Genomic DNA, 17,072 nt, shown 5'->3' with positions numbered 1-17,072 from the left:
ATGCGTCAACTCTCGCTGGCCGATCGCGGCCAAACTGTTTCCCTGGACCGGTCGCTCGACGACGTCGCACCGACCTGCCTGGGCGTGGCCCGGCTGGGCAGCCTGCAGACCGCCGGCTCCAGCTTCACTGTCTGGATGCAGGTGCGTGGCAGCTCGTGGGTCGAGGCCAAGGAAGGGCGCTTCCGCCTGCGCCAGGGCGAGTGGATCGCCTTCGAGAAGGAATCGCGGCCGCTGGTGCAGGCCGGTCGCAACGGGTTGTGCGTCGGCCTGAACCTGAACATCGAAGCGCTTCGCGTGCTGACCGAGATGGCCGACTGCGGCCTGTATGCAGGTCGTGGCCGGATGAACCGTACTGATGCCCGCGTGGCGCTGCGCCTGTGGCGCGATGCGCTGGCCAGCGGCCAGCCGGCGCAGGCCCTGCGCCCGCTGCTGCTGCACCTCGCGGGCCTGCAGCGTGGCCTGGCCGACAACGTGCAGCGCTGCCCGGGCCGCTCGCGCAGCCGCAAGCGCCAGGTGTTCGGCCGCATGCAGCGCGCGCGCCTCTATCTGGAAGGCAACAGCCACCGGGTGGTGCGCATCGGCGAACTGGCCGAGCTGACCAACTTCTCCAGCTGGTACCTGTCCAAGACCTTCCAGAGCCTGTACGAGGAAAGCCCGCAGTCGCTTTCGGCACGACTGCGCCTCGAACGCGCCGCTGATCTGCTGCGCGACACCGACATGATGGTGGGCGAGGTCGCTGCCGCCAGCGGTTTCGACAACTGCTGCAGCTTCGCGCGTGCGTTCCGCGCCCGCTACGGCCAGTCCGCATCGCGCTTCAGGGAGAACGGCGGCTTGCTCCCGCCACAATCCGCAAAGTCTCCGGTTGGTTCGCGCAAATACAGCGCTGCAACGCAATCGTAACGTGCTGGGGTGTTTTAACACGCTGCTAACACGTACCTTGGAGAGATAGATGAACGTTCGTAATCCCGCAGTGCGGTTCGGCCTGCTGCCGGCCGGCATTGCGCTGGCGCTGGCGCCGGCCTTTGCTTCCGCCCAGGAAGCAAAGGGCACCACCGACCTGGACCGCATTTCGGTCACCGGCTCGCGCATCCGCGGCGCTGCCGTTGAAACCCAGCAGCCGATCGTCACCCTCAGCCGTGAGAACCTGGAAAAGCAGGGCTACACCTCGGTTGCTGACGTCCTGCAGAACCTGACCTCGGCCGGTTCCCCGGCCATTTCGCGTTCGGAGTCGCTGGCTTCGGGCGAAAACGTCGGCGGCTACTACGTCGACATCCGCAACCTGGGCGCCCAGCGCACCCTGGTGCTGATGAACGGCAAGCGCCTGGGCGCGACCACCGCCGGCTACCAGGATCTGAGCCAGATCCCGATGGCGGCCATCGAGCGCATTGAGATCCTGAAGGATGGCGCCTCGGCCATCTACGGTTCGGACGCCATCGCGGCCGTGGTCAACGTGATCACCCGCAAGCGCTTCGACGGCGCTGAAGCCAGCGTCTATGTCGGTCAGTACGGCAAGGGCGACGGCGACACCGAAACCTATTCGTTCACCCTCGGCAGCATGGGCGAGCGCGGCGGTGTCACCATGTCCGCCGAGTATTCCAAGCAGGATCCGGTGTGGGCGAAGGATCGTTGGTTCAGCCGTGACGGCAACGCCGGCCCGAACTACCCGGGTTCGGGCGCCAGCCCGATCAACCAGAAGGGTGGCTTCTGCGACCCGTGCGTCACCCCGAACTTGAAGCAGGGCGAGCCGGGCTATGTCGGCCCGAGCGACCAGCGCTGGTACACCCTGCGTGATGGCGGCAACCCGGCCAACCGCGCCGACTACCGTCTGGAAACCTCTGCTGACGCCGTCAATGCCAACGAGCAGATGATGGTGCAGACCGGTATCGAGCGTAAGTCGCTGTACGTCAACGGCAACTACGACTTCACCGACGCGATCTCGTTCAACGCTGACGTGCTCTACAACGAGCGCAACACCACCCAGCAGATCGCGGGCTATCCGTACCAGTCGGCGTCCTTCGGCACCCCGCTGTCGTCCGACAGCGCGTTCAACCCGACCGGTGAAGACCTGACCTTCCGCCGCCGTCTGTGGGAAGTGCCGCGCACCACCGAAAGCCAGGTCAAGACCCTGCGCTTCGCCCCGAGCATCAGCGGCTTCTTCGACTTCGCCGGCAAGACCTTCGACTGGGACGTTGGCGCGCTGTGGAACCGCAACGAAACCACCAAGCGTGGTCACGGCGACATGAGCCTGATCGCATCGGAACAGGCGCTGGGCGCTTCGTTCATCGGTGCTGATGGCGTCGCCCGCTGCGGCACCAGCATGTCCGATCCGCTCGCCACCAGCGGCTGCCGTCCGTGGAACCCGCTGCTGCCGTTCGGCGTTGCCGGTGCCGGGTCGCTGGCCGACCAGGCCACCCAGGACTTCCTGTTCCCGTACTTCACCGATACCGGTCTGACCAAGACCACCAGCTTCACCGCCAACCTGTCGGGTTCGATCGTGACCCTGCCGGCCGGTGACCTGGGCTTCGCCGTGGGCGTCGAGCACCGCAAGGAAGAAGGCCGCTTCTCGCCGGACGCCTTCGCACAGTCGGGCCAGTCCACCGGCCTGGGTGCGCAGACCACCCAGGGTGAGTACTCGCTGGACGAGGTCTACCTGGAACTGAACGTGCCGGTCCTGGCGGACATGCCGTTTGCCAAGGAACTGACCCTGAATGCTGCGACCCGTTACTCGGATTACAGCAACTTCGGCGACACCCTGAATTCCAAGTTCGGCTTCACCTGGCGTCCGCTGGACGAGCTGCTGGTTCGCGGTACCTGGGCTGAGGGCTTCCGTGCTCCGACGATCGACAACCTGTACGGTGGCCTGAGCAGCAGCTTCGAGTCGTACACCGATCCGTGCGGCATCACCGCGCCGGGTTCGGTCAACGGCAACGCGGCCTGCTCGGCGGCGGGCGTCCCGGTCGGTTACACCCAGCTGGGCCAGGGCCTGATTCCGTGCACCTCGACCCCGTGTGCGACGCCGGACCAGTTCATCTCGGGTGCCAACCCGAACCTGACCCCGGAAACCTCCAAGAGCACCACCATCGGCCTGGTCTGGAGCCCGCGCTGGGTGCAGGGCCTGGACATCTCGCTGGACTGGTACAAGTACGAAATCAGCGACATGATCATCGCTGACAGCGTCGACCGCATCCTGCGTGACTGCTACGTGTTGGGCGATGCTTCGCGTTGCGCCGCACACACCCGTGCAGGCGATGGCCACATCAACGGCATGACCTACGGCCTGGCCAACCTCGGCCAGATGGAAACCCAGGGCTACGACCTGGGCATCAAGTACCGCCTGCCGGAGCTGGCCATCGGCCAGTTCGCGATCGACTGGCAGACGAGCTACCTGGCCAAGTACGACGAGCAGGGCCAGAACGCTGACGGTGACAACATCACCATCGGCCGTGTGGGTGAGCCGGGCCTGTTCCGCGTGCGTTCGAACCTGGGCCTGACCTGGTCGAAGGGTGACTTCGGCGTGGCGTACACCGCGCGTTACTACTCGGGCATGAACGAAGCCTGCGTGGCCAACCGTCCGTGCGACGACGCCGACCGCTACCAGAACGGTGAGAAGTCGCCGCTGCGCAAGACCGGCTCCAACACCTTCCACGACCTGCAGGTCAGCTGGAAGGCACCGTGGGATGCCACCATCGCGCTGGGCGCCAACAACGTGTTCGACCATAAGGGTCCGATCATGTTCACCCAGCCGAACTCGAGCTTCGCCTACTACGGCGGCTTCGACGTGGGTCGCTTCCTGTACATGAAGTACACCCAGCGCTTCTGATCCATCGAAGTGCGATAGCAGAACGAGGAGGGCGGCCCGCAAGGTCCGCCCTTTTCATTTCTGTAAGGAAACTCTGATCATGTCGAGAAGGTGAGTGCAGTCACTGTCTGCTCTTGTCACATTCAGCACAGTAGGCGCGTCCAATACCGGACACTGGGAGATGGATATGAAGCGCACGCTTTTCCGCCAGGTATCGGCCGCAGTCCTGATCTATGCAACGCTGGTGGGCTCGCTGTCCGCACAGAACATCATCGTCTGCGGCGGCGGTGTGTACTGCGAGCAATTCCGGCTGGAGTGCCTGGCCAAGGGCAACGCCCCGGCCCTGTGCGAGCGCCAATGGCGTCTGTGCGTGCTGGACGCCTGTCCGCAGCGCTGAGACAGGAAAAAGGGCGCGTCCGTTGGACGCGCCCTCATGCGAGGCGGAGGCAGGCGCCCGCGTGCCGCTCAGGCGTCAGTGGGTGTCAGTCCCATCAGTGCATTGGCGTGCTCGCGCCATTGCGGAAGTTTGTTCAGCACGCCTGCACGCTGCAGGTAGTCCTCGTCCACCGGATCGCCATTGACCAGCGCCAGGGCCACGTGCACCGCGCCGGTCACCCAGAAGCTGCGGGTGTTGGCGCGCTGCGGCTGCAGGTGGAATGCCACCGCTTCGATGATCGGCATCGGCAGGCCCCACAGGCCCAGCAGGTAGGCGCCGGCCTCGGCATGGCCTGGGCGGGTATCGCCGGCCAGTGCGGGCTCGCTGCGCTCGTTGCGCACGCCGGGCAGCAGCAGGCCGATGTCGGCCAGCAGTGCGGCGGTCGCCCCCAGTTCGGCGCTGGACTCGGGCAGCAGGCGTGCGGCCAGCCGGGAGGCGAGCAGGGCGCGCTGCTGCAGTGAGTTGCGCTCGGCAGCCGACAGCGTCGGCGCGGAGAACACTTCGCTGGCCAGCACCAGGTCACGCAGCGTGGCCAGGCCCAGCCGGGTGACCGCGGTGCGCAGGTCGGCAATGGTGCGGCCCTGGCTGAAGAACGCCGAGTTCGACAGTTGCAGCACCTTGGCCGCGATGGCCGGATCGGCGGCGACCAGCTTGGCCACATCGGCACTGTCGGTATCGTCGTCATGTTCCAGGGCCTGGGTCAGGCTCAGGTACAGGTGCGGTGGCGATGGCAGTTTCTCGATACGGCCGATGGCATCGCGCAGGCGCGGGCTGTCCAGCACTTCGCGCAGTTCTTCCAGGCTGGTCAATGCCTCCAGCAGCACTTCCGGCGCCAGCGGCAGCGGCAGGAAGCGGTGGGCGACACCGATCAGGCGCGCCGGCGGCGGGCGGTTGCCATGGTGTGCATCGACCAGCGCGATGCGGATGGTTTCCGGGCGCAGTGTCCGGATCTGGCCCAGCAGCGTGGTGGCATTGAGATCGGGCAACTGCGGGCAGACGATCACCGCGTCCACGCCCTGCGTGGCCACCGCGGTCATCGCGGTCTGGCCATCGGCGGCGGTCAGCGGCTGCCAGTCTTCCCCAAGATCGGCAATGAATTCGGTCAGCTCAGCCGGCAGGCTGGCTGCATCCCCAACAAGCAGAATACGCACGACACGTTCCCCTGGCTGTCTCGACGATGGATGTCGATGACGTGTGAAGTGACGCAATTTACCTAATACGGCAGCAAGAGTGATGTGCCGTCGTCATGAAACGTGACCCGCATCGCTCCGGCAGGGTATCGCCGGAGCGATGCGGTTCAGGCTCAGGCCTTGCTGTCGAGATGGCGCTGGTGCGCCTCGATCAGGATCTGCTTGGCCTCAGCGGCGCCACCCCAACCGTCCAGCTTGACCCACTTGCCCTTCTCCAGGTCCTTGTAATGCTCGAAGAAGTGGCCAATGCGCTCCAGCCAGTGGCTCGAGACTTGGGCGATGTCTTCGACGTGGGCGTAGCCGCTGAAGATCTTCGAGACCGGCACGGCCAGGATCTTCTCGTCGCTGCCTGCCTCATCGCTCATCTTCAGCACGCCGACCGGACGGCAGCGCACGACCGAGCCCGGCACCAGCGGCAGCGGCAGCACCACCAGCACGTCGGCCGGATCGCCGTCGCCACACAGGGTGCTCGGCACGTAGCCGTAGTTGCACGGATAGCGCATCGGGGTGGACAGGATGCGGTCGACGAAGATCGCGCCGGTTTCCTTGTCCACTTCGTACTTCACCGGTTCCGAGTCCTTCGGGATCTCGATGATGACGTTGATTTCTTCCGGCGGGTTCTTGCCGGGCGAGACGAGTTCCAGGCCCATGGTGTGCTCCAGGTGGGGATATAGACGGATAGCTCACCATTTTATGCCTTTGCCGGGCGCTGTGCAGGGTAGGGCTGGACCGACCTGCGCGCCCGCCCCTGGCGGAGCGAATGGGGCGGGGTTTCCCGATGGGTTCCACCCGGTCCCCGCGGCAGGCTGGACGTCCTTGCCAAGGAGACTTGCCATGAACTGGAACCGCTTGGGCTGTTGCGCCTTGTTGCTGCTGGCGCCGTTGCCTGCGCTTGCGCGCGGGGCGCATGTCAACCTGATCGACTATCCCTCCGACGAAGCCGGATGGGACCGGGCCTTTGCGCTGGAGGACGCGGTGGCCGGCGAATTCGCCGCATGGTGTGCCGACACCTTGTGTGAAGGTGATTACAGCAACTACCGGGTGATGGAGTTCCGCTGCGCCGTGCTCGCCCACCGCGGCACCGTGCAGCGCTGTGTCTGGGTGGTGGCCGCCAGCGAGCTGGAGGTTGAGCCCGACACGGGACACGTGCGGATCGACAACGGGAGCTGGGTCTGTCCGGTCGAAATGCAGCCCGGGGTGCCCGTCGACGCGTTCTACGCCTCCCTGGAAGCGCCGGGCGGCCTGACCGCGCCTTTGCCTGGGCTTGACCACGGCATCTTCGATGGCTTGCCTGAATGCCTGCGCACGCAGAGGAGGGTGGGCTGATGGGGAGCTTCCGTAGATGCTGGCTGTTGTGTGGCGTGCTGTCTGTCAGCCTGCCGTGCGCCGGTGTCGCGCAGGCTGCGCCTGCGTTCGTCGATGCGCGGGATTACGCCGGCCCGGGGGGCGGCAACGAGCGTTTCCTTGCTGCCGAGCGGCAACTGGTGCGTGGCTTCGATGAGGTATGTGGCGATACCTTCTGCGAGGGCGAGTACATCAATCTGTGGGCCATGCGCCTGCGCTGTTCCGTGGAACAGGCCACGGGGGTGGTTGTCCAGTGTGTATGGACCTTCGCCGGTAGCAACACCAGGGTAAAGCCCAGCGGCCTGATCACGGTCAACCGCGGACGCTATGCCTGCGTGCTGCCGCTGGCAACAGGAACACGCCTGGAAACCCTGTTGCAGGTGTGGGAAACGGGGGACGGGTTCGATGCGTTGCACGCGCCGCTGCCCGGCACGAAAGCCAATACCTACGACGCACTGGTTGATTGCCTGTAGTCCCGGCATAGACAAGAATGTGACTTATTCGCATTACCGGAGTAGCATGCGCGGTGCCTCCCGTCTGTCGTCCCGGCTCCGCGCATGTCCTCCAATGCTGCCTCCCTCACTGAGCTGCTGATCCGCGAGCGGCCCGCGCTGCTGCGCCGGGTGCAGCGCATCCTCGGGGGCGACAACGGCGCCGAGGACGTGATCCAGGCGGTGTGGTTCAAGGCGCGAGGGGTCGATGACAGCCAGGCGATCGACAATCCGCGGGCCTATCTGTATCGGCTGGCCGCCAACCTTGCCACTGACCACGGCCGCGAATCGAGCCGCCGCAACCGGTTGCTGGCCGACCACTACCTGTGGGGGGCCGACGAGGTGATCTCCACCGAGGAGCAGGCCATGGCACAGGATGAGCTGCAGCGGGTGCTCGATGCGGCGGGTCACCTGCCGGAGCCGACCCGCACCATCTTCCGGCTCAACCGCCTGCAGGGCCTCACCCAGGCCGAGATCGCACGCCGCTTGGGGGTGTCGGTGACCACCGTCGAGAATCATGTGCGCTCCGCGCTGCAGCGCCTGGCCTGGGCGCGCAGCGGTCGATGAGCGCGCCGGCTTGGGGCTGGCCTTCGCGCAGACGTCTTGATCACTGGACCGTGGACGCGGTCTAGTTCCCCGCCTGCGCTTGAATGCGCCTGTCCGCCAGCCGATGAGCCCGCCGAACATGCAGCCCGCCGCCAATGACGATGCCCTGGCCGAACAGGCCCGGGACTGGATCGCGTGGCTGGCCTCGGGTGACATCAGCGATGCACGCATGCAGGCGTTCGAGCACTGGCTGCAACAGCCGGGGCACCGCAGGGCCTTCGAACACGAGCGCGCGTTGTGGCGCAGTGTCGGGCCGCGCCCACAGGCCGCCGGGGCCAGCCGATGGCGTGGGCCGCATCGACTGCGCTGGGCGATGGCTGTGGCGGCAATGCTGGCGATGCTGGTGGCATTGCCGGAGGCGTGGCTGCGCCTGCAGTCCGATCATCGCAGCACGCATCAGGTGCAGCACGTGCGGCTCCCCGATGGCAGTCGGGCGGTGCTGGATGCGGACAGTGCGATTGCCGTGCGCTTCGATGCGAACGCCCGCGAGGTCGAGCTGCTGCGCGGGCGCGCCTGGTTCGAGGTCAGCCCGGATGCACAGCGGCGTTTCAGCGTGCGCGCCGGCAATGGCCTGGTCGAGGACATCTCGACCGCGTTCACCGTGGCGCGTGGAGACGAGGGGGTGGAAACCCAGGTTGGGCAGGGCAGGGTGCGCGTGGCCAGCCCGGCCGACGGTGGCTGGACCTACCTGCAGCAGGGGCAGCGTGCCGTCTACACTGAACGTGGCGGGGTCATGCGACGGGCTGACGTGACCGCCGACAGCGTCGGCGCCTGGCGCCAGGGCGAGCTGCTGCTGGAGCAGGCCAGCGTCGCCGATGCCGTGCAGTGGGTGGGGCGCTATCGCGCGGGGCCGACCTTCGTGCGCGGCGATCTGTCACGTCTGCCTGCAGTGAGTGCTGCGTTGCGCATCGACCGCCCGGAGCAGGCATTGGATGCACTGGCGGCAACGGCAGGTCTTCAGGTTACTCGTCTTCCATTCGGCGTCGCCATCGTGCAGTAGATCCACGCCACGCGTGGATGAGCGTCCCTGTGCCGACCAACGGTCGGCACCCACCGCTACCACCGGCCGACCAACGGTCGGCACCCGCCGCGCCCCGTCGGCATCCCCTGCGACCGCAAATCGCTCTTGGGGTTGTCGCGCGCCCAGCCGTCTTACCCGGCGAACGTACCCGCCGTCGCCACGTACGTCGCCGTGTCCGCCCGTGTTGCGGATGACGCCGCGTTCGCGGCACCGATTACCTGACAGGTTCTTCCATGTTCGACTCCCACCGCTCGGGCCGCGTACTGCGCCCGTCCCGTCTGTGCATTGCGTTGCTTGCCGCCGGGCTGGCCAGCACGACGCCACCCGCACTGGCGCAGAGCGCCCGCAGCGACCACGCGGCTGTACTGCGCTTCGAAATTCCTGCACAACCGCTGGATGAGGCGCTGCGCAGCTACATGCGCCAATCCGGCGTGCAGGTCGTGTACCCCGCATCGCTGGCACACGGCGCAACCTCCCACGCGGTCAGCGGCAGCCTGTCGGCCAACCAGGCGTTGCAGCACCTGCTGCAGGGCAGTGGCGTGGCGGTGCGCCGGGTCAGCGCCGATGCGGTCACTCTGGAGGCAGCAACGCCGGTGCGGGCCGATAGCGGTGTGATCGTCACCGGCACGCTGCGTGTGGCCGGCGACCGCGTCGACAGCGGTGCGAACAACGATGAAGCACGCCTGCTCGACAGCTACCGCAGCGTGGGTTCGACCACCACGCTCGACCGCGCGCATCTGGAGCGCTTCCGCGGCACCTCCAACGGTGACATCGTCAAGGGTGTGGCCGGTGTCACCGCCGGTGATCCGCGCGTCGGCAATGGCTTCGACGTCAACATCCGTGGCATCCAGGGCCAGGGCCGCGTACCGGTGATCATCGACGGTGGCCAGTCCAGCATGGATACCTACCGCGGCTATGCGGGCCAGTCACAGCGCACCTACCTCGACCCCGACCTGATCTCCAGCCTGACCATCACCAAGGGCCCAAGCCTGCAGGCCAATGCCTCCGGTGGCATCGGCGGTGTGGTCGAGATGGAGACGCTGAAGATCGGTGACGTGCTGCGCGAAGGGCGCGACTTCGGCGTCCGCGTGCGCAGTGGCCTGGCCAATGGCAATGCCAACAACCTGCCGTCCTACAGTGCGACGCCGCGCACCGATCGCAGCGCCACCGGCAGCCAGTTCTTCAACGTGGCCGGTGCCGGTCACTGGGACCGCTTCGACCTGGTTGCGGCCTACGCGTACCGGGACAACGGCAACTACTTCTCCGGCAAGCACGGCTACGATGATTTCCCGCAGACCCGTCGTACGCTGGCGCCGCTGAATCCGCCGCGTACCGAAGTGTTCAATACCTCCTCGCGTTCGAAGTCGGCGCTGCTCAAGGGCACCTGGCGCATCGATGACACGCAGAGCCTGGAAGCCGGCTACCGCCGCTATGAAGGCACGGCCGGCGAGATCATGGCCTCGCAGATCATCCGCGTCGACCGTGACCGCATCCCGCAGTGGGACCCGGGCCACGTCGACATGGACAGCTACACCCTGCGCTATCGCTTCGATCCGGACAGCGAGCTGATCGACCTGCGCGTCAATGCAGCGTACACCGACACCGACAGCGTGATGTACAACAGCCTGACCGGCATCACGCCGTGGTACTTCGATCGCCGCACCGAGTGGTACGACGCGCCCAGTTTCAGTGGCGATCCCGGCTACAAGGATGCCTACCGGAACCCGCTGCGGCAGAAGCGCTTCAACCTGGATGCCAGCAACACCTCGACGTTCGGCACCCGCGCCGGTGCGTTCACGCTCGACTATGGCCTGTCCTACAGCGACGAAGACATCGCCCCGGGCGGATCGGGCCCGATCAAGCATGACGACCTGGTCAACAACCGCTTCCTGCGCAACGCCGAGCGCAAGGAATACAGCGCCGTGGCCTCGCTGAAGTGGCAGCCCGACGAACACTGGGAGCTGCTGGCCGGTGGCCGCTGGAACCGGGTGGATGTGCATGACCGCAACCGCCTGGCCACGCCTGATACCTATGAGGTGCAGGGCCAGTACCGCTACACCGAGCTTCTCAACGGCAACCCGGCACTGCCGTCGTGGCGTGCAAAGCGCATTGCGCTGCTGAACTGGTATCCGGATGCCAATGGCAATTTCACCCAGGAATCGCTGCTGGCCTCGCCGTACAAGAAGGGCACGGTGGGCGACATCGGTGGGTGGAACTTCTATGACGCCGGCAAGCCGCAGGATCTGGAAGTGCCGGTCAGCTGGACCTGGTCGCAGCCGATCCGCCGCCGTGATACCGCGTTCTCGCCGACCGCCAGTGTGGCCTACCGCTTCAGCGAAGACACTCTGGTCTATGTGAAGTACGCCGAGGGCAGCAAGCTGCCGAGCCTGTTCGAGACCACGCTGGGCCTGTTCACCGCCGCCAAGCCGGCGGTTGAGCTGAAGCCGGAGCGTGCGCGCAGCTGGGAAATCGGTGCCAGCACCCTCCGCTACGACCTGTTCACCGCCGGCGACCGCCTGGCGCTGAAGCTGGCGTACTTCGATACCCGCATCGACGACCTGATCACCCGTGACTACCGCACGCTGTCGGCCGGCCTGATCCGCAACGTCGATCAGTTCAAGGTCGCGGGCATGGAGTTCCAGTCCAGCTATGACAGCGGCAAGGTCTTCGCCGACCTGTCCGCGCATTACTATGTCAAGGCCAAGACCTGCGCGCCTGACATCGCCGCCGAGCGTCGTGCCTATGGTGCGCAGCGCAGGAATGATGAGCTGGCCAATACGCCCAACTGCGTGGACGGTGGCTTCGAGGGCTCGTACACCAACACCCAGAACCCGCCGCGCTACACAGTCAACCTGATCCTGGGCTCGCGCCTGTTCGACGAGCGCCTGACCTTCGGCACCCGCATGGTCCACAACGCTGGCCCGATCAGCAGGCTGGACAAGGACTGGAACGTGGGCCTGTCGGCGATCCAACAGCTGTACCGGCCGAACACCTTGGTCGACCTGTTCGCCAGCTGGAGCTTCAACGACCAGCTGTCGGTGGAAGCCGGCGTGGACAACCTGACCGACCGCTATTACCTGGACCCGCTGGCTCTGGGCGTGATGCCGGCGCCGGGTCGCACCGCAAGGCTGGCGTTGACCTGGAAGTACTGATCTGCGGGGTCGGATCCCTTTCCTGCGGAAGGGCTCTGACCCCAGCGGGAGACAACGGTAGCGCCGGGCCAGGCCCGGCGCCCCATCAGGGCACTTACAGCCCGCTCGACGCCTTCACCGCATCTTCGTGCAGCGACTCGTTCAGCTCATCCACCACGGTGGTCCATGCCGCATCGGCCTGCAGCGACTCGGACAGGAACTGGCGCTGGGCATCATTCCAGTACGGCGCCTCGACCACTTCGACGTCGGTGGCCAGCTGGTGCTCGCGGATGAAGCGGGCGATGCCCTCGGCGCTGGCGTCCAGGCCCAGCTGCAGGAACAGGTTGGTCATGCGCGGTTCGGTGGTGATCATTATCGGTTCCGGGTGGAAGAAGGGGATGGCCCATTATCGGCACACATGGGCTTGGGGAAACCCCTGCGGCGGACGTCTACAGCAGGACGACCCTCCTGGCATTCCCCCATGAACGCACACATCGCTCCCGAAGACAGCCGCAGCCTGCGGCTCAAGGCCGCCACCCGCGACAGCCACGGTGCGCTGGACAAGCGCATCATGGCCGGTGACATCTTCGCCGACCGCAGCAACTTCGCCCGTTTCCTGCGCGTGCAGTATCGCTTCCACCGCAGCATCGATGCGCTGTATGCCAATCCTGCGCTGGACGCATTGCTGCCCGATCTGGGCGCGCGCCGCCGACTGAGACAGGTCGCGCGCGACCTGCAGGATCTGGAGCAGACGCTCCCGGGCGCGGACATCGACGCGCTGCCCTCGGACCTCGCGCTGCCGACTGCGTTGGGTTGGCTGTACGTGGCCGAAGGCTCCAATCTGGGCGGCACCATTCTGTACAAGATGGCGGCCAAGCTCGGCCTGGACCGTGATTTCGGCGCCCGCCACCTGGCCGCCCATCCCGATGGCGCAGCGCGCCACTGGCGCGAGTTCACCGCTGCGCTGGACGCGGTGCCGCTGAGTGCCGAGCAGGACCAGCAGGTGATCGATGCAGCCGACGCTGCGTTCCGCAGCGTGCATCGCCACGTCGAAGTGGAATTCGCCTGATGCGCGGCGCGCGCCCACAGGTGCAGCGCTGATGCGCTGGCTCTGGTTCGCGCTGGGCTGGCTGATGGTCGGCCTCGGGGTGATCGGCGCATTGCTGCCAGTCATGCCGACCACCATCTTCCTGATCCTCGCGGTGGGCTGCTTCGCGCGCAGCTCGCCGAAGTTCGAGCAGCGCCTGCTGACGCATCCACGCTACGGCCCGTCGCTGCGGCTGTGGCGCGAGCAGGGCGCCGTGTCGGGCAAGGGCAAGGCGTTTGCCAGCGCAGGCATGGCGGCGGGCTTTGCCCTGTTCTGCTGGGGCGCGCATCCGTCGTGGCGCCTGTTGCTTGGCGTGGGCCTGTTCTTTGCCGCCAGCGCCGGTTACGTGCTCAGCCGGCCGGCACCGCGACCGGAGCCCAATCCGGTCGTGGAAGTGGACGACGCCAACGATCCTCGCGCGGCCCGCCGCCGCGCCGCATCCCCCGATACCGCTGGAACCCGAGACGATGCTGCCTGCTGACCGGGCCCGGGCGGTGGCCGCCATCGGGGTCGGATCCCTTTCCGCAGGAAAGGGATCCGACCCCGTCGAGCCTGCCATCCGCGCGCCGCGTGGATCTACAACAGCGGCACCAGCAGCAGCGCCACGATGTTGATGATCTTGATCAGCGGGTTGATCGCCGGGCCGGCGGTGTCCTTGTACGGGTCACCAACAGTGTCGCCGGTCACCGCGGCCTTGTGCGCTTCGCTGCCCTTGCCACCGAAGTGGCCATCCTCGATGTATTTCTTGGCATTGTCCCAGGCGCCGCCGCCGGTGGTCATCGAAATGGCCACGAACAGGCCGGTGACGATCGTGCCGATCAGCAGGCCGCCCAGTGCGCGCGGCCCCAGCAGCAGGCCGACCACCACCGGCACGGCGACCGGCAACAGCGAGGGCACGATCATTTCGCGGATCGCCGAGCGGGTCAGCATGTCCACCGCCTTGTCGTACTGCGGCTTGCCGGTGCCCTGCATGATGCCGGGGATCTCGCGGAACTGGCGGCGTACTTCTTCCACCACTGCGCCTGCCGCGCGGCCGACCGCTTCCATCGCCATCGCACCGAACAGGTAGGGAATCAGGCCGCCGATCAACAGGCCGATGATCACCGTGTGGTCGCTGAGATCGAAGCGGAACTCCTGGCCGGGATTGGCTGCCTGCAGGTTGTGGGTGTAGTCGGCGAACAGCACCAGTGCCGCCAGCGCCGCCGAGCCGATCGCATAACCCTTGGTCACGGCCTTGGTGGTGTTGCCCACCGCATCCAGCGGATCGGTGATGTCGCGGATCTCCGAAGGCAGCTCGGCCATTTCGGCGATGCCACCGGCGTTGTCGGTGATCGGGCCGTAGGCATCGAGGGCGACGATCATCCCTGCCATCGACAGCATCGCGGTTGCGGCGATGGCGATGCCGTACAGGCCGCCCAGTGCGAACGCACCCCAGATCGCCGCACACACCGCCACCACCGGCAGCGCGGTGGATTTCATCGAGATGCCGAGTCCGGCGATGATGTTGGTGCCGTGGCCGGTGGTCGAGGCCTGCGCCACGTGCTGCACCGGCTTGTACTGGGTGCCGGTGTAGTACTCGGTGATCCACACGATCAGGCCGGTCAGGACCAGGCCGATCAGCGCGCAGCCATACAGCGCCATCGGTCCATGCACGTTGTCGGACATCAGCCCGGAGGTGATCGGGTAGAAAGCGATGGCGGCCAGCACGCCGGAAACGATCACGCCCTTGTACAGCGCGCCCATGATCGAGCCGCCGGGCTTCACCTTGACGAACAGCGCGCCGATGATCGACGCGATGATCGACACGCCGCCCAATACCAGCGGATACAGCACGGCATTGGCACCGGCTTCGGCCAGCATCAGGCTGCCCAGCAGCATGGTGGCGATGACGGTGACCGCATAGGTTTCAAAGAGGTCGGCCGCCATGCCGGCGCAGTCGCCGACGTTGTCACCGACGTTGTCGGCGATCACCGCCGGGTTGCGCGGATCGTCTTCGGGAATGCCGGCTTCGACCTTGCCGACCAGGTCGGCGCCCACGTCGGCGCCCTTGGTGAAGATGCCACCGCCCAACCGCGCGAAGATCGAGATCAGCGAAGAGCCGAAGGCCAGGCCGACCAGCGCGTGCAGCGCCTGTTCCATCGGCAGGCCCATGCGCAGCAGCAGTGCGTAGTAGCCGGCCACGCCCAGCAGGCCCAGCCCGACCACCAGCATGCCGGTGATCGCACCGCCGCGGAAGGCGACGTCCATCGCCGCGCTGATGCCGTTGCGCGCCGCCTCTGCGGTACGAACGTTGGCGCGTACGGACACGTTCATGCCGATGTAGCCGGCCGCGCCGGACAGCACCGCGCCGACTGCAAAACCAATCGCGGTGTACCAGCTGAGGAACACACCGACCAGTACGAACAGCACCACGCCGGCCACGCCGATGGTCAGGTACTGGCGGTTGAGGTAGGCACGCGCACCTTCCTGGATCGCGGTGGCGATCGCGATCATGCGCGCATTGCCGGTGGGTTGGCGCAGGATCCAGCGCGCCGAGACGATTCCGAACAGGATCGCGAGAATGGCGCAGCCCAGCGCCAGTGACAGCCCGTGACGTTCCAGCATTAGACCCCTCCGCAGATTGGATGTAGGCATCCAGTGGCGATGAACGGCACCACGAGGGGGACGACGGGCTGCAGCCTGGAACCAACCCGTACCGACCTTGGCGGTCGTCCGACGTATGGCGGTGTTCAGCGTTCCCTGGTGCCCGCAGTATGCGTGCCGCCACTTGTAGAGTCGAGCCATGCTCGACTGGCTCCTGGGAGCCGCGGCGCATGCCGTCGGGCCCTGGGCATGATTGGCGAGCCAACGGCCTTTGCACCCCGTTAAGGCAGCCTCTGCAAGCCTGCGCACAGCCCCGTAGGAGATCCCCATGCGCCTGTCCCTGTTGATGCTTGCCGCCCTGGTCCTGGCCGCACCGGCCTTCGCTGCGGAAACGCCGGAACTGCAGCGTGCGGTCGGTGCGCCGCAGGCGGTGGGCGCGGTGCATACGCTGCGGCAGATCCCCGAGGCCTGCGCGCGGCTGGAAGGTGCGTTCACCGGTGATGCCGCCGCGCCATATCGCTTCTCCGCCGTCCGGACCAGCGAGCAATGCCAGCCACGCGCGCGCTTCGTCGATTACACCAAGGCGCAGCCGAGTGCCGACAAGGGCTGGAAGCTCAATGATGTGATCCGCGTGCCCAATGCCGCGTGCCCGGCGCAGCAGGCGGTGGTGCGGGTGTGGCGCCTGCCGTCGAGCCACAAGGTCGAGCTGGACGGGCAGGGCCAATCGCGCATTTATCTGGAAGAGGCGAAGAAGCAGGCCGCCGCCGGCCAGATTCCGCAGGTGACGATGTTCGCCGCGCAGTTGCAGATGGAAGGCAAGGCTTGCAATTGAGGTGGCGCGGGCGCTACGCCCACGCCGTCATCCACGCGTGGTAGTGCCGGCCGCTGGCCGGCATCCGGCTGATCACTCCGCCAGCATTGCCCCCCGCGCCACCAGCAGCTCGCGCAATGCCTTGCGGTGGCAGTGCGCTTCATCCTCGCAGTAGCAGCCCACACTGATGTCGCTGTGTTGCGACATCGCGGCCAGAAGGTCCAGCGCGTGGGCGGCATCGGGCGCCTTCATCTCGGCCTTGTAATGGCGGAAGAAGGCGGTCCAATCGGCCGCCGTCGTTGCCTCATGTGCCCGCTTCACCAGCTCCGCGCTGGGTGACAGGGTCGGAAACCAGACGTCGTACCCGTCCTGTCGGGCGAACTCGCTGCGCGGCACGCCGCGCGGCGGCCGCCGCACCGTGCCGATGCGCAGTCCCTCGCCGGGTTGGCGCGGCGTACCGAGTCGAACAACACGCAGTGCCATGATGACCTCCATGAAAAGGGGACGGAGGGGATTAAGTCGTATCCGACCCACTGCTGATGCTGTTGGAGATGACAGAGGGGCGTATGCGAC

16 protein-coding genes are annotated in these 17,072 nt (G+C 66.5%); 11 read left to right on the top strand and 5 right to left on the bottom strand.

The genetic code is table 11. The features are described from left to right. The 3 genes from ROV93_RS20145 (at window position 1) to ROV93_RS20135 (ending at window position 4,196) form a co-directional block, all read left to right on the top strand. Entirely contained in the window at window positions 1–900 is a 900-nt protein-coding gene (locus ROV93_RS20145) for a helix-turn-helix transcriptional regulator (RefSeq protein WP_053497516.1), read from the top strand. Window positions 901–949: 49 nt separating this feature from the next. Further along, entirely contained in the window at window positions 950–3,820 is a 2,871-nt protein-coding gene (locus ROV93_RS20140; RefSeq protein WP_072168419.1) for a TonB-dependent receptor, read from the top strand. 166 nt (window positions 3,821–3,986) lie between these two features. Further along, window positions 3,987–4,196, top strand: a complete 210-nt coding sequence (locus tag ROV93_RS20135; protein WP_032954496.1) for a hypothetical protein — start codon at window positions 3,987–3,989, stop codon at window positions 4,194–4,196. Between the two features lie 68 nt (window positions 4,197–4,264). On the opposite strand, the gene ROV93_RS20130 is transcribed toward ROV93_RS20135, so the two are convergent. Both ROV93_RS20130 and ppa read right to left on the bottom strand, forming a co-directional pair. Continuing rightward, entirely contained in the window at window positions 4,265–5,386 is a 1,122-nt protein-coding gene (locus ROV93_RS20130; protein WP_065178351.1) for an HDOD domain-containing protein, read from the bottom strand. 152 nt (window positions 5,387–5,538) lie between these two features. Continuing rightward, window positions 5,539–6,075, bottom strand: a complete 537-nt coding sequence (ppa, locus tag ROV93_RS20125) for an inorganic diphosphatase (RefSeq protein ID WP_005410935.1) — start codon at window positions 6,073–6,075, stop codon at window positions 5,539–5,541. Between the two features lie 184 nt (window positions 6,076–6,259). Between ppa and ROV93_RS20120 the strand changes: the two genes are divergently transcribed. From ROV93_RS20120 to ROV93_RS20100, 5 genes are all read left to right on the top strand, one after another. Continuing rightward, on the top strand, window positions 6,260–6,751 hold the full coding sequence (locus tag ROV93_RS20120) for a hypothetical protein (protein ID WP_072168420.1): 492 nt from the start codon (window positions 6,260–6,262) through the stop codon (window positions 6,749–6,751). Next, window positions 6,751–7,242, top strand: coding sequence for a hypothetical protein (locus tag ROV93_RS20115; RefSeq protein ID WP_072168421.1), 492 nt, complete (start codon window positions 6,751–6,753; stop codon window positions 7,240–7,242). The genes ROV93_RS20120 and ROV93_RS20115 overlap by 1 nt, the downstream gene beginning before the upstream one ends. Window positions 7,243–7,326: 84 nt before the next feature. Next, entirely contained in the window at window positions 7,327–7,827 is a 501-nt protein-coding gene (locus tag ROV93_RS20110) for an RNA polymerase sigma factor (protein ID WP_072168422.1), read from the top strand. Between the two features lie 103 nt (window positions 7,828–7,930). Continuing rightward, entirely contained in the window at window positions 7,931–8,866 is a 936-nt protein-coding gene (locus ROV93_RS20105) for a FecR domain-containing protein (protein ID WP_072168423.1), read from the top strand. A 254-nt stretch (window positions 8,867–9,120) separates the two neighbouring features. Next, window positions 9,121–12,039 (top strand): TonB-dependent receptor, encoded by a 2,919-nt coding sequence (locus tag ROV93_RS20100; protein WP_180890583.1) that lies wholly within the window; start codon window positions 9,121–9,123, stop codon window positions 12,037–12,039. 94 nt (window positions 12,040–12,133) lie between these two features. On the opposite strand, the gene ROV93_RS20095 is transcribed toward ROV93_RS20100, so the two are convergent. After that, window positions 12,134–12,391 (bottom strand): DUF2789 domain-containing protein, encoded by a 258-nt coding sequence (locus ROV93_RS20095; protein ID WP_005410930.1) that lies wholly within the window; start codon window positions 12,389–12,391, stop codon window positions 12,134–12,136. 108 nt (window positions 12,392–12,499) lie between these two features. On the opposite strand from ROV93_RS20095, the gene ROV93_RS20090 reads away from it, so the two are divergent. Both ROV93_RS20090 and ROV93_RS20085 read left to right on the top strand, forming a co-directional pair. After that, window positions 12,500–13,087 (top strand): biliverdin-producing heme oxygenase, encoded by a 588-nt coding sequence (locus ROV93_RS20090; protein ID WP_072168425.1) that lies wholly within the window; start codon window positions 12,500–12,502, stop codon window positions 13,085–13,087. A gap of 31 nt (window positions 13,088–13,118) precedes the next feature. Further along, window positions 13,119–13,586 carry a YbaN family protein gene (locus ROV93_RS20085; protein ID WP_072168426.1) on the top strand — a complete coding sequence of 156 codons (468 nt, stop codon included), beginning with the start codon at window positions 13,119–13,121 and terminating at the stop codon, window positions 13,584–13,586. 95 nt (window positions 13,587–13,681) lie between these two features. On the opposite strand, the gene ROV93_RS20080 is transcribed toward ROV93_RS20085, so the two are convergent. Next, complete coding sequence (locus ROV93_RS20080; RefSeq protein WP_072168427.1) at window positions 13,682–15,709, bottom strand: sodium-translocating pyrophosphatase; 2,028 nt, start codon at window positions 15,707–15,709, stop codon at window positions 13,682–13,684. 307 nt (window positions 15,710–16,016) lie between these two features. Here ROV93_RS20080 and ROV93_RS20075 point away from each other — a divergent pair, with 307 nt between their 5' ends. Next, window positions 16,017–16,520, top strand: a complete 504-nt coding sequence (locus ROV93_RS20075; RefSeq protein ID WP_072168428.1) for a hypothetical protein — start codon at window positions 16,017–16,019, stop codon at window positions 16,518–16,520. 72 nt (window positions 16,521–16,592) lie between these two features. Here the strand turns inward: ROV93_RS20075 and ROV93_RS20070 are convergent, their stop codons facing one another. After that, on the bottom strand, window positions 16,593–16,982 hold the full coding sequence (locus tag ROV93_RS20070; RefSeq protein WP_072168429.1) for a DUF488 family protein: 390 nt from the start codon (window positions 16,980–16,982) through the stop codon (window positions 16,593–16,595). Window positions 16,983–17,072 lie beyond the last annotated feature (90 nt).

This window comes from Stenotrophomonas maltophilia group sp. msm4, assembly GCF_032025605.1.
GTDB lineage: Bacteria > Pseudomonadota > Gammaproteobacteria > Xanthomonadales > Xanthomonadaceae > Stenotrophomonas > Stenotrophomonas sepilia.
Note: the sequence above shows the minus strand (reverse complement) of the source record. Positions and strands in the feature narration are given on the sequence as shown.